Genomic DNA, 14,337 nt, shown 5'->3' with positions numbered 1-14,337 from the left:
GGTCGACCACGGAATACTGCCCGACCAGGGCACTCTTGCCAAGGGGGTGGTTACCGTTCGGCCACCTGACGGTGCAACTCCAGCAACGCGGGAATGCTGGCCGGATCGCGACGCCCGAGGCCGCATTCGGTGCCCACGCCGAAAGACTGTCCGGCCGTACCGGCCGCGGCCATTCGCCGGCGAGCGCCGGCCAGCCCGTCCGTGGCATGCACCAGCCCGAGGAAGAGCTGGGTGTTTTCCGGCAGCCGCAAGGCTTTCAGCGGCGCGAAATAGGCCTCGTCAACGCGGTCCCGCGGCACCGGGAGATGAATCCAGGCCGGCGGTCGGTGCACTGCCTCGACAATCCCGTTCGCGACCCGGGTCAGCAACGCGGTATCGGTGGGCTGGACGAAATGCTGGTGCCCGCTGTCGCCGTAACAGAGGTGGAACCCGACCTCGGCCGGTGCCGGCACCTGCGCGGCGAGGTCGGCCAGCCGACGTACGAGCGCGGCCTGCGAGGCGTCCACCCCGGCCGTTCGGATGCCTTCCAGGAGCGCGATCTCGATGGCCACATCCCACTGCACGGCGAGCTCCTCGGCCGGCACGACGGCGAGGATGTCGGCCACCTCGGCCAGCATCGCTGCCCGATAGGCCGCCTCGACGGCCGCCTGGTCACGTTCGGTGACAAACGCGATCATAATTGCTATCGGCGTCGGCAGGCTGACCTGAAAACGAGTGTCGGCGGGCACCACGCCGGCGGCCTTCAGAGCGGCGAAAGTCTCGTACGACCGCAGCGCGACTCTCGCGTAACCAAGGCTGCCGAACGCCAGCCCGCTCGCGTCCACGCCCGTACGCAGCCGAAACCGCGGCTGCGGCGGCGGGCCGTCCACGTCCGGTTCGAAGGACGGATGGTCAGCCACCACCGAGAGCTGGTAGCGGATCCAGTTGGTCCGGTCGCCGGTCTCGCCGTCCGGGATGCGTCGGACGTACGGCCCGAGGGTGCCGGCGGCGGCCCGGAAAACGGCCTCGGCCGACTCCAGCGGCACGCTGCCGACGAGATGGACGGCTGGCAGGTGGGTGCCCATTAGCGTGCTCCTCCGGTCCGACGATCTATTCATCATACGATGAATAGCGGGGACGAAAAAGCGGGCAACGGTTTCCCGTCGCCCGCTCCACGTTCTGGACCTTAGGCCGCGACGTGCTTCTCGATCAGCTTGCCGAGCCGCGGCAGTGCCAGCTCGACGTTCTTCTTGCCCTGTGGGCGGATCTTCTCGTACGCCTTCTTGATGGTGGCGCGACTGGTGTTGGCGGCCCGGTCGTCGGTCACCCCGAGCAGAGCGTCGGAGACCTCCTCGCCACGGCCGGCCAGGTAGCTGTCCAGCGGCTGACCAGCGCCGCTCGCCCGGTAGTCGGCGTAGAACGGCTGCAGCCGGCCAATGAAGTCGTCGAGCAGCTTGTCGATCGACTCGTTGATGATGCCCGGCTTGACGGCCTTGACCATGGTGTACGCGCTCTTGACCGCGAGCCCTGAGGCGCCTGACTTGCTCGACACTTCTTCGTCCAGCAGCTGCTTGCAGTCAGCGAGGACCTCTGGCCGCTTTCCGGGCGTGAGCAGGATCTCGTGCAGCGTCTCTGCCACCTGAGTACCAACCCTCTCTCTTCTTCTCACCTGTGGATTCACTGCCCGCGCTGGGGCGACAACCAGCCTGGTGAGGCTGGATGTGACGCCGGCGCGCGCACCGCGCATTACGGGAAAACTCCCCCCGACTCCGCCCAACTTAGCGTCCGCCCCGGAAACACCCGGCCTGGGGTCCCGACTGAGGCTCCTCAGACCGGCCGAAGCCGGCCAGCGAGAGCCACCGATTGCTGAGGCGGAATATGAAGCTATGTACTGATTTGTACGGGCCAACCAGACTCATTAATGCGCTACGCACATTCAGTGATCATGGCCGTACTGGCGGTAATCGAGCTGATCAGTTTCAATGTCCCCCATGGCGACTTCATTTCGAGTCAACCAAAGCCCGCGCAACATAATGACCCGACTGTCCGTTGTCTGCTTTTTGGCCAGTCTGTTACTGACCAGCACCACTGTCGCGCCGATGTGGCGGATAGGGCTGGCAATTCTGACCTGCGCACTGACTTTCGGCCTGGCTGTTATGTACGCCGGACCGCCACGAGTGCCGTTGCTGGCGATATCCGCCTTTTCTTTCCTGCTGGCATTGTTGCCGGTGCTGGAAAGAATTGACGTCTGGCTGGCGCGAGTGGGAACCGTCCTTTTGTTCCTGGTATTCGCCGCGGTGATCTGGCGCGGCCGCGCGGCGGCGATGCAGCTGCTCGTACGAGACCGCTACCGCGCCAGCATCGACGCCGTCGACGCGATGAAGTCGCACCTCGCCCACCAGCTGCACGACGAGTTCCTGCAGCGGCTGCTGTCCGCCCGACAACTTCTACAGCAAGCCAAACTCTCGCACAGCCCCACCGAAACGATGTCCCTGGTCACCCGCGCCGATGACTTGTTTTTTTTTCGCAGGCCACCGATTTACGCGGCCTGATCACGGACCTGCACCCAGCGGTCCTGGACCGGATCGGGCTGGCCGGCGCGCTCGCCGACCTCGCCAGCGACACCGAGATCGAACACCCCGGAAAGACCGTCGCCACCACGGTTCTGCCCGGTCACCGTCCAGAATGGACACAGGACCGTACGCTGCGTCTCGCTCTTTTCCGGGTGGCCCAGGAAGCCGTCCGCAACGCCGCCGAACACAGCGGCGGCGACCGCATCGACGCCACCGTCACCGCCACCGAGACCTACGTCGAGCTGGCCGTCACCGACAACGGCACCGGCTTCGACCCCACCATGCTGAACGGCCATCACCACGGCCTCGCCGCGATCCGTACCCGCTGCGAAGCCCTCAACGGCTCCGTCTCCGTCACCTCCACAGGTGGCTCCGGCGCGATCGTACGAGCCAGAATTCCGTTGCGTACGACCCGAAACCGGCACCGCGTAGCCGTCCCTTCGGCGCACCCATCGCCGGTGCCCGCCATCCCCCGACACCGCAAGCCCGACCCCTACGGCAACTCCACCTCCACCAAAAGCCTGGTCTAACTCAGGACCGCCGCCAGCCCGAAATCCGCGTACACCTGCGACTCCTGAAAAACCACGTTCCGCGAGATTCCCGCTGCGCCAATGCTGAAAACCTGCAGCGTGTGCAGCTGATACAAACCTTCCCCATCGCGACAGTAGGCGGCGACCGCAGGCTGGCAATTGGCGGTAAGAGGAATCATCCGCCAAGCATCGCCACGGATCCCGAACACTCGCTCAATGAACTGTCCGTAGTGGACCTTCCCCACATACCACAGCGGAATGGGCGGCATTTCCATCATCACGTCATCGGTCAGCAATGCCACCAAACCGCCGACGTCAGCCGATTCGAAAGCGCGAATATAGCGGTCGAGAACAGACTCCACCGCAGCGTCGCCAGGCTCCGCGACGTCGGCTTCGGCTGGCGCGGCGGCGGACAGGCTCGTACGAGCACGCTGAAGGGCGCTGTTCACCGCGGCGGTGGAGGTTTCCAGTTGGTCGGCGACTTCGGCGGCGGTGAATTCCAGCACGTCCCGCAGGATCAGAACGGCCCGCTGTTTTGGTGGCAGCACTTGCATCGCGGCGATAAGCGCGAGTCGCAGATTGGCTCGCCCGGCGATTCGGGACGCCGGGTCGGCCAGCCGGGAATCCGGGAAGGGCTGCAGCCACGGCACTTGCAGTGAGGGCACCAGCGGCGCGTACGGGTCGTCGCTCGCGGCGCCGAGCCCGGACGGCAACGGCCGCCGGGCCCGGCCCTGCAAAGCGGTCAGGCACGCGTTCGTGGCGATTTTGTAAAGCCACGTGCGTACAGACGCCATTCGCTCGTCGTACCGATCCCGTGCCCGCCACGCCCGGATCATCGTTTCCTGAACCAGATCCTCGGCCTCATGGACGGATCCAAGCAGCCGGTAACAATGCACCAGCAACTCACGCCGGTACGCCTCGAAATCCTCAACGGTCGCGGTGGGCAACGGGAATTCCTCTCAGCCGACGGGAGCGTTCGTGTACGCCGCGATTTTCCACTCTCCGTTGATCTTGGCCAGCACCGAGGTGGCCCGGATCAGGACAGCCGGTTCGGTAGCTCCGGCCATGACGACGCCGCCTTCGGTGACCACGATCGCGGTGTCGCCGCCCACGATCCGCAGGTCGACCACGTCGTCGACGACTCGGCTGCCCTGCAGAGGGCCCGCGAAACCGGCGGCCATGTAGTCGCGTACGGCGGAGTCGCCGCGGTGATATCGGCCAGGCAGGACGATGGTCGCGTCCGCGGTGTAGAAGGTCGCGAACGCGTCCGCGTCATAGTCGGTCCAGGTCACGTACAGCTGCGTCAGCACATCGCGTACGGCCTGCTCATCGGTGGTGATGGTGGTCATCGGAGGTCTCCTTCGTGGTTGGTCGAAGGGGTATACCGGCGACCCGTCGGCAACTCATCGGTCAGCCGCGAAAAGATTCGCTGGCAAAATGGGGATCTCCCCACTACAGTAACCGGGGACATCCCCAGATCAATCGAAGAGGCTTCATGACACTGACCGCAGCAGACGCACGACCATCACCGACCTGATCACCATGCACGGGCACCTGGTCGACGCTGACGGGCTCAACCGCATTGAGGAGGTCTTCGCTCAAGACGCCGTGCACGACCTCACCGACTTCGGGCTGGGCATCCGGGACCTGCCCACGCTCCGCGAGGCCGCGATCGCCCTCGGCGACAACCAGCCGGTCGGCCATCACGTCACCAACATCGTGCTCAGCGAATTGCCGGACGGCCAGATTCGGGTGCTGCCCAAGGGAATCGGCATCAACGCGGACGGCACCTGCGGCAGCGTCACGTACGACGACGTGGTGTCCCGCCGCGAGCAGGGCTGGCGGATCACCTATCGCAAGGTCTCCGTGCGAAAAGCGGTCGGCGTTCGCAGCCGCGCGGACCACTGACCGTTGCGCGGGCGGTGGCGATACCACAGCGACCAGCAGGCGAGCAGCGCGATCAGCCCCCCAGCTGGGCAGGTGTTGACACGGCGATAACCAGGTCGATCGGCCATAGATAGACCAAAACAATGCGCAGGACCGCTTCCGCGAGCATCGCCGCGCCCCAGACCGTAGAGCCAACGTAGAACATCCGCCGAAACCCCGGCTCGGCCACCCAGAGCTCGTCCCACCGGCGCTGGGCGGCCGGGTCAGCGGCCCGGAAGTGCCGCGAGATCAAGAACATCACCGGTCGCCCGAACGGGATGGTGACCAGGAAAGCGACCCCGACGAACGCCGTGTTCAGGGAGTCCTTCGCGGCCAGCAAACGAACATCGCCGGTGACGGCGGTCAGTGCCAGGCCCACCACCAAAAGACCGATCATGAACAGCGCGAGCCCGTCGATCCGGCGATGCCGAATGATCACGTACGCCAGCCGCACGCTCGCGACCGCCGTCCCGCCGATCAACGAGGTCGTCTCGCTGCAACCGGCGAGCCGGAAGAGGAAATACGGCAGGATCGACAGGCCCAGATCCCACAACAATACGTTGACCAGCGGCTTCATCGTACGACCGACTCCGGGACCCAACTGCCGTGGAATCCGGACGGGACCCACCGTGGCAAGTGGACGGTGGCCACCGGCCGCGCGGCGACATCAGTAGCGTCCAACACCAGAAGATCCGCGGTGCCGGCGATCCGATTGCTCACGATGGTCAACAGCCACCCGTCGTCCTCGGCCCGGGCGTTTTCGGCTGGCACGAACACCGCTTCGCCGCGGCTTCGCGCCGTCCGGCAGCCGGTGCACGCCGCGCTCGCCGTTGACCGTGTCGAACTTGACGACGGAACCTCCGCCGACCAGATAGAGGAAACGGTTCTGGAGTCCGACCAGATTTTCGTTGAGAGTGGGAAACTCCAGCGACCAGTCGTCAAGCTGCTGCTCGGACCGCACGCCGGTCCGCGGATCGAGCGTCCATCGATGCAACATCTGGCCCGGCACCGAGCCCGTTTTCTCTTTACCCGCCGCAAGATCCCACTCGTTACGGAAAGTGGCGCGGTCGTACCGAACGGCGTCCAACACCACCCGGCCGGCCGCGTCCTGACGCGCGTTGCCGACGTGGAAGACGTAACAGGGCTCGATCTCGAACCACCGGACCGGCCCACCTTTTCGTGGCATCAAGCCAAGTCTGGCGCCGTACGAGTCGCTCCACCGATAGGGGACGCCCAGCTCGGTCCGCTCGAAAACGACCGGCAGATCCATCCAGACGAGGTAGTCCTCAGTAATGGCGAAATCGTGCATCATGGTCGGTCCCGGCACCTCGACCGGCACGCTTTGCACCAGCTCTCCGGACGCCGAAAGCCGGTGATAGGTCAAGAAGGGCGGCCGCACGCCGTACCCGAAGAAATGCAGGTCACCGGTGACCGGATCGGCTTTGGGATGGGCGGTCATCGCGGTGGTCAGCCGGCCTTGGAAATCGCAGGGACCAACGGTGTCCAGGTCGAGGCTCAGCTCGTACGGCAATCCGCTTTCCACCAACGCGAAAGTCCGGCCGGCATGCTCTATCACGTGCGTGTTGGCATGACAGGCAGCCAAATCCAGACTCCCATCCGGCCGGACGCGAGTCGCAGACTCGGTGAACAGGCTCGTACGCACCCATCGGTTGCGATACCAAAGTGCGGCGCCGTCCTTCAGCCGTACGCCATGGACCATGCCTGGCTCGACGAACGGATGCGCCGGCGGCGCTCCGGGCTTCGGATTGGGCCCGTTGCGCAGGTAGCGGCCGTTCAGTTCGGGGGGCAGCGCCCCCTCCACAACCAGGTCGATCGCCTCGATCTCATCCGGCACGGGCGTGAAGTAGCTGTCTATGGCGACGGTGGCGGTCATCCTCGACTCCCTTGGTAGCTCGACTGTGCTAAATAAAAGCTAGCACAGTCGTGCTATAAAAGTCCTGTGCCCAAGGTCGTGGATCCGAAAGAGCGCCGGCAGCAGGTCGCCGAGGCGGTGTGGCGGGTCATCCGCCGCGACGGCTTCAGCAGCGCGTCCATGCGTAACGTCGCCGCGGAGGCCGGCCTGTCGCTCGCTCGGGTCGCTACGGCACTACTTCGCCACTCACGACGAGCTGATCATCTTCTCCATGGACCTGGTGATCGAGCGCGCGTCGGCCCGACTGCTCGCGTTGCAGGCGCGCCGTCCGCCCACTCTCACCGACCCGGCCGCGAGCGTCGAGATGGTGCTCAGCGAGTTGCTGCCGCTAAATGCCGAACGGCAGCAGGAATCCCAGGTATGGCTGGCTTTTCTGGGCACCACCGTGAGCGATCGGCGACTACGGGCGATCAGCCACCAGATCCACGACCGGATTTTCGAGTTGGAGAAGGACATGCTCGGCGAGCTGGTACGCGCCGGGCTGGCCGACCCCGATCTGGACCTCGACCTGGAAACAGCCCGGCTGCACGCGCTGCTGGACGGCCTGTCGATGGACGCCGTCACCCGACCCGAACGCGTGACCCCGGATGTTCTGCGGGCCGTTTTGGCCCACCACCTCACTTCTCTGCGGCCCCAAGAGGCAGCTCAGCTGAGCCTTTGACCTACGGCAGGGAAAGGACAGCGCGAATAGCGGCTGTCTTGTCGACGGTCTCCTGGTATTCCGCGGCCGGGTCGGAAAGGGCGACCACGGCCCCGCCGGTGCCGAAATGGGCTCGATCCGGGGTGACCACGAGCGTACGGATGGCAATGCTGAGGTCGACGGCACCGGTCGGCGAGAAATAGCCGATGGCGCCGGAGTAAATGCCGCGGGGGCCTGCTTCGAGGGCGTCGATGATCCGCATCGTGCGGATCTTCGGTGCCCCGGTCATCGAACCGCCGGGGAATGCGGCCCGTACGCACGCGACAGGCGACACATCGTCGCGCAGTTGAGCCTTCACCACGCTGACAAGCTGGTGGACGGTCGCGTACGTCTCGACCGAGAAAAGCTGCGGGACCTGCACCGAACCGATCACCGCCGACCGGCCGAGATCGTTGCGGACGAGATCGACGATCATCAGATTCTCGGCCCTGTCCTTGACATTGACATTGATGCCGAGATCGTCGCGTAGGGCCGCGTCCGCGAGCGGAGTTTCGCCGCGCGGGCGGGTTCCCTTGATGGGCCTGGACTCAGCCGCGCCGGCCGACGAAATGCTGAGAAACCGCTCCGGCGAACTGCTCAGCACCGCCATCTCGTCGAAGCGCAGAAAACTGGCGAAAGGGGCCGGGCTGGCTTCCCGCAGTGCCAGATAGGCCGGCAGCGGATCGATAGAGCCCGCGCAGTCGATGCGGTTCGTCAGGCAGATCTCATAACTCTCGCCCTGCCGGATGGATTCCTGGCATTCAGCCACCAACTCAAGATAACGCTCACGGTCGTGCCGCGGCTGCGCTCGTACGCACGGAGAAAACTCGGCCGGCGCCGGACCGTCCCGCAGCGCGGCCCGGAGCTCGGCCAGCGCAGGGCCGGCCGCGTCGTACGTTTCCTCCAGCACCAGCGCGAAAACCTCGCTGGTCCGGTGGTCGAAGACGACAGCCCGGTCGGCGAACATCATCATCATCGCGTCCGGCAGTTCGGAGCAGTGCGCCGCGGAACCACCGCATTCGGCTTTCAGCTCGTAGCCGAGGTATCCCACCCAGCCAAGCCCAAAAGGCGCATTCGACGCATCGATCCGCAACGACGCCAGATCGCCTTCAAGCCAGTCGAAGAATCCACTGTGGACGGTTTCGGAGTCGACCGTCACCGTGCCGGCGGCCACGTTGGCCGTCACCGTACGACCCCATTTTCCCGCGCAGTCCCCGATAACGGACATCGCGCCGAGCGGATGGCTCGGCAGGCTGGAATCGAGCCAGAACGCCCGCCGGGAATCGCCCAGCAGTCGTTCGTACGCCTGCGCCGGCTCGATCTCCATGTCCAGGCGCTCGGCGAAAACCGTCAGACTCGGCACGGTGGCTTCGCGAGCGGCCAGCTCAATCACCGGCCTAGCCTCGGTTTGTGGTGATTGGGCGAGGAAATTCGTCATCAGCTCCCGGCCGTACGCCGTACAAACCGACTCCGGATGAAACTGCACTCCCCAGGCCGGCCTGGCCGGATCCTCGACGGCCATCAGCACACCGTCATCGGCCCAGGCGGTCGCTTTCATGCCGGGCGGGAGATCGCGGACGGCCAGCGAGTGGTAGCGGACAACCGGAAAAGTCGTCGGAATTCCGGCGAAAAGCGCGCTCGAGTCGTGCGTGACCTGCGACACCCATCCGTGCCGCGGCTCCGGCGCCAGCCCGACAGTCGCACCGGCGAGCTGGCACAAAAAGCCTGATATCCCAGGCAAACTCCCAACAGCGGGATCTTCGCCCGCGCCACCACCATCGCACTGATGCCCAGGTCCGACGCGCGGTCCGGGCGCCCCGGCCCAGCCGAGACGATGACGTTGTCGAACCAGCACAGATCGTCATCCGACCAGCTCGGATCGTCATTGACAACCACCACCGGCGGGCTTTTTGTGATCCCCGCCACCAACTGGAAGACGTTGTACGTGAACGAATCGTGATTGTCCACGATCAGTGTCCCGCATAATGCCAGCTTACGCACCCAGCTTTTTCTGCCGTTTGATCTCGGTGAAAGCCTCGCCGAGAGCGGCCAGCTGATCGGCTGTCAGCGGGCTGGCGAAATGCTCGTCGACCACCTCGGCATTGGTCCGGATGGCCTTGGACCGCAGCCGCCGGCCGGCCGTGGTGAGCGCGACCTCGACTCCGCGCAAGTCGTCCTCGCAGGGCACTTTTTCCAGCAGGCCACGCTTTTCCAGCCGATCGACCAGCCGGCTCACCGCGCTCTGGCTGAGCAGCATGCGCTCCTTGAGCTCGTTGATCCGTACACTTTCGGACGGCATGTTGACCAATGCGTCGAACTCGGACAGGGACAGCTGGTGCCGCTCGTGCAACGCGGCCGCCAGCTGGTCGCTGACCGAGACATACACCTGGATCAGCGACCGCCAAACGTCCAACTTCGAGCGTACCGACCGCTGCGAAGCAGGCAGGAGAGGACTCATCACAGCACGTCGTGGCCGGGGTGCGGCTCGGCCGGGATGGTGCCCAGCCGGCCGGCCTGAAAGTCGTCGAACGCCTGCTGCAGCTCCTCACGAGTGTTCATCACGAAAGGTCCATAAGCGGCGACCGGCTCGCGAATCGGCTGGCCGCCGAGGATGAGCACGTCCAGCTCGGGCGTACGGCTTTCCTGGGTGGTGTCGGCCGCGAGCGTGAGCACCTCACCGGGTCCGAAAACCGCCAGCTGCCCCCCATCCGGATCGGCCGGCGATCCGCCCCTACGGACCCGGCACCGCCCAGGACATAGACAAGCGCGTTGAAGTCGGCCCGCCACGGCAGCCGTAGCCGCGCGCCGGCGGACAGCGTGGCGTGCGCCAGCGCGATCGGCGTGTGCGTACTCCCCGGACCGGCGTGACCAGCGACTTCACCAGCGATGACGCGTACGAGCGCGGCACCGTCTGGCGAGCTGAGCAGCGCCACCTGGCCACCGCGGATGTCCTGATAGCGCGGCGCGGTCATCTTGAGCTTGACGGCAGGTTCACCCAGAGCTGGATGCCGTGGAACAGGCCGCCGCTGACGACCAGGTGCTCCGGCGGCGCCTCGATGTGCAGGAGGCCGGCCCCGGCCGTCATCCACTGGGTGTCACCGTCGGTGATGCTGCCGCCGCCACCGTTGGAGTCCTGGTGATCCATGATCCCGTCGATCATGTAAGTGACGGTCTCGAAACCGCGGTGCGGGTGCCACGGCGTCCCCTTGGGCTCGCCCGGCGCGTACTCGACCTCGCCCATCTGGTCCATGTGAATGAAGGGATCCAGCGCGCGCATGCTCACGCCCGCGAATGCTCTACGGACCGGAAAACCTTCGCCTTCGAAGCCACTCGGCGCGGTCGTCACCGACACGACGGAACGATCCTCGGCGGTCGGCAAGACCTCTGGCACGCGCGGCAGGGTCAGCGGGTTCGCGACTGTTACAGCTGGCATGACGTCTCCTGTGATCGGCCCCGGCAACGCGCCGGACTCCACCACACCACAACGATACATGCGCACGCATCATTCCCGCTACACTCTCCGACGTGAACTCCGTCGATATCGTCGCCATAGGTGCAGGTCAGGCCGGTCTTGCCAGCGCGTACTACCTCCAGCGCGAGGGCGCGGACTTCGTTGTTCTGGATCGCCAGATGGCACCTGGAGGGGCGTGGCAGCAGGTCTGGCGGTCGGTACGGTTGGTGTCACCGCCGCTCTACACCCGGCTGCCCGGGCTGGCCTGGGACCTGCCTTTCCACCATCCGCCGAGCGGTCCTGAGGTCAGCGGCTATTTCGCCGACTACGAAAAGCACTACGCGCTGCCGATTCAGCGACCGGTGCGAGTCCGGTCGGTCAGTGGAGACGGGCGGCTGCTCGTACGCACCGACAGCGGCGACTGGTCGGCGCGTACGGTCATCAACGCGACCGGCACGTGGGACCATCCGTTCGTCCCCAGTGTGCCGGGGATGGCTTCCTTTTTGGGGCGGCAGCTGCACACCGCGTCGTACGACACTCCCGAGGAATTCGCCGGCCAGCACGTTGTCGTTGTGGGGCGGCGGAAACTCGGCCGCGCAGATTCTCGCCGAAGTCTCCACGGCGGCCCGTACGACCTGGGTCACCCGCCGCCCGCCGGACCTACGCGGTGGGCCCGCGACCGAAAAGGACCTGGTCGCGGTGACCGACCAAGTGGATGAGCGCGTACGCGCCGGACTGCCGCTGCGCAGCGTTGTCAGCTACACCGGCATTGGTCGTACGGACGCCGTTGTCGCCGCCGAAGCGCGTGGAGTCATGGTCGCCCACCCCCTGTTCGACCGGATCACCCCGACCGGAATTGCCTGGAACTCCGGGGAAACTCTGGCCGCCGACGCGATTCTCTGGTGCACCGGCTTCCGTCCGGCACTGTCCCACCTGGCACCGCTGCACCTGCGCGGCCCAGCCGGCGGCATCGTCGTCGACGACACCCGGGTCGCCGCCGACCCACGGATTTTCCTGGTCGGCTACGGCCCGTCCGCCGCCAGCCTGATCAGCTCCCACCGAGCCGCCCGCCACGCGGTCACGTACGCGCTCAGCACCGCATAAGTCCGCGGGACCGCTAGGACTCCCGCATCCGGGACCTGAGCACGTCAAATCGGAATGATCGCTTTGATCACGCGGTGGCCTATTGAACGCGCGCGCTCTATGTTTCGTTGGGGTTATTGTGAAAGTATCCATTTCCTGATCACCCGTACGCGGCCATATTGTCGGCGCCGGCGGTAGAATTAATGTCATGGCCGCCGGCGACGAAGTCACCTCTCCAGAGCTCTGGAGGTGTGACCCGGACGAGCTGGGTGAGTTGCTGCAGGAGAAAGAAAAAGCGGTCCGGCTGCTGCAGGTCGAGGTGCTGGACATTGTCGCGGCGATCCACCGGGGAAACGTCGGCAAGACGCTCGGGCACCGCAACACCCTGGGCATGCTGCAAGACCTCCTTCGACTGTCCCCCACAGAGGCATCCCGCCGCTACAAACGGGCCCTGAACCTGTGCCCCAGCCAAGCCCTCACCGGTGAAACGCTCGCCCCACACTCAGTATCGCCAGTGAGGCGATGCGTCGCGGGGAGCTCGCTGATTCACAGATGGACACGATTGTTGGGGTCGTGACCAGGCTCCCGGCTAGGGTGACCATCCAGGATCGCGAGGAAGCCGAAGCGTCGCTGGTGGAGCACGCGAAACGGTACGCCGCACCCGGCCTAGCCAAAGTCGGCAGGCGCATCCACGACCACCTGGACCCCGACGGACCCGCGCCCTCCGAACACGAAAAACGAGACACCACGCCGCGAACTATCCCTCCACACCGGCACAGACGGACGCCTCAACTTCACCGGCTCCTTCGACAGTGAAACCGGCACCCTGTTCAGCGAGATCCTCAGCCCACTGGCCAAACCACGGCCCGCTGAGAACGGTACCCCTGATCAGCGGTCAGTGTCTGAGCGCAACGGGGACGCGCTCGCGGAAGCGTTGAATCTGATCGCGGTCCGGGAAACTCCCCACCCAGGGCGCCGAGCGGCCACATCTCACCATCACCATCAACTGGGACATGCTCCGAGACCGCCTCGGAGTCGCCTACCCACACAGCGGCGCACCCATCTCCCCCGAAGGCGTCCGCCGGCTCGCGTGCGACGCGGACATCATCCCGATCATGCTGGGCAGCGACAGCGTACCGCTGGACGTCGGACGCAACGAACGACTCATCACACCAGCCCTACGCAAAGCCTTGATAGCACGAGACAAAGGCTGCGCCAGATGCGGCCGACCACCCCGCTGGACACGGGGGCACCACGTGCAGCACTGGGCCGATGGTGGGCATACTTGCCTTGACAATTGCGTGCTCCTGTGCGACCGGTGCCATCGTTTGGTGCACCACGGCGGCTGGGACGTACGCATTGTTGACGGAATTGTTGAATTCCTACCGCCCGCGTACGTTGACCGCGAACGAAGACCCATCCGCGGCATTAACCAGCTCGCCGCATAAACATCTACCTGGCCGCCGGGCACCACCACGCCCGGCGGCCCACAAACCTTGTCTACCAGTACTCCAGCTGAGGGTCCCCCGCTTCCGTGGAGGCATCGACTATAAGGAGATGTCATGCTGGGAGTGCGTAGGAAGTTCGATGCGGCGTTCGGTGAGGGAGCGGTCCGGATCGTGCGGGAGACTGATAAGAGTGTCGCGGTGGTGGCCCGTGATCTGGGGGTTGTGGCCCAGACGTTGGGTAACTGAGTGAAGGCGGGCGGGTCGGGGAGAACACCGTGGCCGACTCGATGGCGAGGCAGAATCTGGTGGCCAGGACCAAGAAACGCCGCAAGGGCCTGACCCGACCGGACAAGGCCGCGCGCCCCTTACCGGACCTGCTCAAGCGAGACTTCACCGCATCGGCGCCGAACCTGCGCTGGGTTGGTGACATGACCGAAATCGTGACTGACGAAGGGAAACTCTACTTGGCGACCGCGATCGACCTGCACTGCACTCCCGGCGAGTACTGGGCGCGGCCACCGGCATCCACCCGGACGCCGAGCTGGCCTGCGCGGCGATCCGGATGGCCGTCGCCGCCCGCGGCGGGGCCGTTGACGGGGTCGTCTTCACACCGACCACGGATCGACGTACACCACGACGGACTACTACAACCACCGCAGACGACACAGCGCCTGTGGGATCAGGACGGGTCGTTGATGAGACCGATGACCTGACGAGAGGCACCGAAGGACTTGG

The 14,337-nt window shown here is 65.5% G+C and carries 21 protein-coding genes and 4 pseudogenes; 13 read left to right on the top strand and 12 right to left on the bottom strand.

The features are described 5' to 3' along the window. Positions 1-50: 50 nt before the first annotated feature. Positions 51-1,064 (bottom strand): hypothetical protein, encoded by a 1,014-nt coding sequence (locus GNX96_RS34825; RefSeq protein WP_163572141.1) that lies wholly within the window; start codon positions 1,062-1,064, stop codon positions 51-53. A 101-nt stretch (positions 1,065-1,165) separates the two neighbouring features. Continuing rightward, a complete protein-coding gene (locus tag GNX96_RS34820) occupies positions 1,166-1,618 on the bottom strand; it encodes a DUF6918 family protein (RefSeq protein ID WP_163572140.1) in 453 nt (150 codons plus the stop codon). Positions 1,619-2,039: 421 nt separating this feature from the next. Between GNX96_RS34820 and GNX96_RS34815 the strand changes: the two genes are divergently transcribed. Continuing rightward, positions 2,040-2,531: a sensor histidine kinase gene (locus tag GNX96_RS34815; RefSeq protein ID WP_163572139.1), complete on the top strand. Its 492-nt coding sequence runs from the start codon at positions 2,040-2,042 to the stop codon at positions 2,529-2,531. Here GNX96_RS34815 and GNX96_RS34810 read toward each other — a convergent pair. Next, positions 2,519-2,656: a hypothetical protein gene (locus GNX96_RS34810; protein ID WP_163572138.1), complete on the bottom strand. Its 138-nt coding sequence runs from the start codon at positions 2,654-2,656 to the stop codon at positions 2,519-2,521. The genes GNX96_RS34815 and GNX96_RS34810 overlap by 13 nt on opposite strands. On the opposite strand from GNX96_RS34810, the gene GNX96_RS34805 reads away from it, so the two are divergent. Continuing rightward, entirely contained in the window at positions 2,609-3,082 is a 474-nt protein-coding gene (locus GNX96_RS34805) for a sensor histidine kinase (protein WP_390624219.1), read from the top strand. The two genes, GNX96_RS34810 and GNX96_RS34805, sit on opposite strands and share 48 nt — an antisense overlap. On the opposite strand, the gene GNX96_RS34800 is transcribed toward GNX96_RS34805, so the two are convergent. Continuing rightward, positions 3,079-4,029, bottom strand: a complete 951-nt coding sequence (locus GNX96_RS34800; RefSeq protein ID WP_163572136.1) for a sigma-70 family RNA polymerase sigma factor — start codon at positions 4,027-4,029, stop codon at positions 3,079-3,081. The two genes, GNX96_RS34805 and GNX96_RS34800, sit on opposite strands and share 4 nt — an antisense overlap. A 12-nt stretch (positions 4,030-4,041) precedes the next feature. Then, on the bottom strand, positions 4,042-4,431 hold the full coding sequence (locus tag GNX96_RS34795; protein WP_163572135.1) for an SgcJ/EcaC family oxidoreductase: 390 nt from the start codon (positions 4,429-4,431) through the stop codon (positions 4,042-4,044). A 175-nt stretch (positions 4,432-4,606) separates the two neighbouring features. Here GNX96_RS34795 and GNX96_RS34790 point away from each other — a divergent pair, with 175 nt between their 5' ends. Continuing rightward, complete coding sequence (locus GNX96_RS34790) at positions 4,607-4,990, top strand: nuclear transport factor 2 family protein (RefSeq protein WP_390624218.1); 384 nt, start codon at positions 4,607-4,609, stop codon at positions 4,988-4,990. Between the two features lie 52 nt (positions 4,991-5,042). On the opposite strand, the gene GNX96_RS34785 is transcribed toward GNX96_RS34790, so the two are convergent. From GNX96_RS34785 to GNX96_RS34780, 3 genes and pseudogenes are all read right to left on the bottom strand, one after another. Then, positions 5,043-5,585, bottom strand: coding sequence for a VC0807 family protein (locus GNX96_RS34785; RefSeq protein ID WP_163572133.1), 543 nt, complete (start codon positions 5,583-5,585; stop codon positions 5,043-5,045). After that, complete coding sequence (locus GNX96_RS57440) at positions 5,582-5,779, bottom strand: carotenoid oxygenase family protein (RefSeq protein ID WP_279582251.1); 198 nt, start codon at positions 5,777-5,779, stop codon at positions 5,582-5,584. The genes GNX96_RS34785 and GNX96_RS57440 overlap by 4 nt, the downstream gene beginning before the upstream one ends. A gap of 91 nt (positions 5,780-5,870) precedes the next feature. Further along, positions 5,871-6,902, bottom strand: a pseudogene (locus GNX96_RS34780) (carotenoid oxygenase family protein); the annotation flags it as partial. A gap of 259 nt (positions 6,903-7,161) precedes the next feature. Between GNX96_RS34780 and GNX96_RS34775 the strand changes: the two are divergent. After that, complete coding sequence (locus tag GNX96_RS34775; protein WP_279582250.1) at positions 7,162-7,602, top strand: TetR family transcriptional regulator C-terminal domain-containing protein; 441 nt, start codon at positions 7,162-7,164, stop codon at positions 7,600-7,602. A gap of 1 nt (position 7,603) precedes the next feature. On the opposite strand, the gene pabB is transcribed toward GNX96_RS34775, so the two are convergent. The 4 genes and pseudogenes from pabB to GNX96_RS34760 form a co-directional block, all read right to left on the bottom strand. Beyond that, a complete protein-coding gene (pabB, locus tag GNX96_RS34770; protein ID WP_313885849.1) occupies positions 7,604-9,283 on the bottom strand; it encodes an aminodeoxychorismate synthase component I in 1,680 nt (559 codons plus the stop codon). After that, positions 9,175-9,621, bottom strand: a complete 447-nt coding sequence (locus GNX96_RS61650) for a glutamine amidotransferase-related protein (protein WP_313885848.1) — start codon at positions 9,619-9,621, stop codon at positions 9,175-9,177. The genes pabB and GNX96_RS61650 overlap by 109 nt, the downstream gene beginning before the upstream one ends. After that, entirely contained in the window at positions 9,614-10,078 is a 465-nt protein-coding gene (locus GNX96_RS34765; RefSeq protein WP_163572132.1) for a MarR family winged helix-turn-helix transcriptional regulator, read from the bottom strand. The genes GNX96_RS61650 and GNX96_RS34765 overlap by 8 nt, the downstream gene beginning before the upstream one ends. Then, positions 10,078-11,053, bottom strand: a pseudogene (locus GNX96_RS34760) (pirin family protein). Before GNX96_RS34760 ends, GNX96_RS34765 begins: the two are co-directional and overlap by 1 nt. A gap of 92 nt (positions 11,054-11,145) precedes the next feature. Between GNX96_RS34760 and GNX96_RS67430 the strand changes: the two are divergent. The 9 genes and pseudogenes from GNX96_RS67430 to GNX96_RS65580 all read left to right on the top strand — a co-directional run bounded on the left by GNX96_RS67430 (position 11,146) and on the right by GNX96_RS65580 (position 14,315). Further along, entirely contained in the window at positions 11,146-11,790 is a 645-nt protein-coding gene (locus GNX96_RS67430) for an FAD-dependent oxidoreductase (protein WP_452124498.1), read from the top strand. Then, the gene (locus GNX96_RS67425; protein WP_452124497.1) at positions 11,771-12,175 is read left to right on the top strand and encodes a hypothetical protein; all 405 of its coding nucleotides are present in this window, start codon (positions 11,771-11,773) and stop codon (positions 12,173-12,175) included. Before GNX96_RS67430 ends, GNX96_RS67425 begins: the two co-directional genes overlap by 20 nt. 187 nt (positions 12,176-12,362) lie before the next feature. After that, entirely contained in the window at positions 12,363-12,731 is a 369-nt protein-coding gene (locus GNX96_RS34750) for a hypothetical protein (protein WP_163572131.1), read from the top strand. Further along, complete coding sequence (locus GNX96_RS65590) at positions 12,677-12,970, top strand: DUF222 domain-containing protein (RefSeq protein WP_390624216.1); 294 nt, start codon at positions 12,677-12,679, stop codon at positions 12,968-12,970. Before GNX96_RS34750 ends, GNX96_RS65590 begins: the two co-directional genes overlap by 55 nt. Continuing rightward, positions 12,915-13,085: pseudogene (locus tag GNX96_RS65585) on the top strand (DUF222 domain-containing protein); the annotation flags it as partial. The gene GNX96_RS65590 and the pseudogene GNX96_RS65585, both read left to right, overlap by 56 nt. A 31-nt stretch (positions 13,086-13,116) precedes the next feature. After that, positions 13,117-13,347 (top strand): annotated as a pseudogene (locus GNX96_RS57435) (DUF222 domain-containing protein); the annotation flags it as partial. Then, on the top strand, positions 13,345-13,602 hold the full coding sequence (locus tag GNX96_RS57430) for an HNH endonuclease signature motif containing protein (RefSeq protein ID WP_279582264.1): 258 nt from the start codon (positions 13,345-13,347) through the stop codon (positions 13,600-13,602). The pseudogene GNX96_RS57435 and the gene GNX96_RS57430, both read left to right, overlap by 3 nt. A 114-nt stretch (positions 13,603-13,716) precedes the next feature. After that, positions 13,717-13,848: a transposase gene (locus tag GNX96_RS34730; protein ID WP_163572128.1), complete on the top strand. Its 132-nt coding sequence runs from the start codon at positions 13,717-13,719 to the stop codon at positions 13,846-13,848. Between the two features lie 29 nt (positions 13,849-13,877). Beyond that, positions 13,878-14,315, top strand: a complete 438-nt coding sequence (locus GNX96_RS65580) for a hypothetical protein (protein ID WP_390624215.1) — start codon at positions 13,878-13,880, stop codon at positions 14,313-14,315. Positions 14,316-14,337 lie beyond the last annotated feature (22 nt).

The organism is Fodinicola feengrottensis (assembly GCF_010993775.1).
Taxonomy (GTDB): domain Bacteria; phylum Actinomycetota; class Actinomycetes; order Mycobacteriales; family HKI-0501; genus Fodinicola; species Fodinicola feengrottensis.
This window is presented reverse-complemented; position numbering and strand designations above follow the sequence as displayed.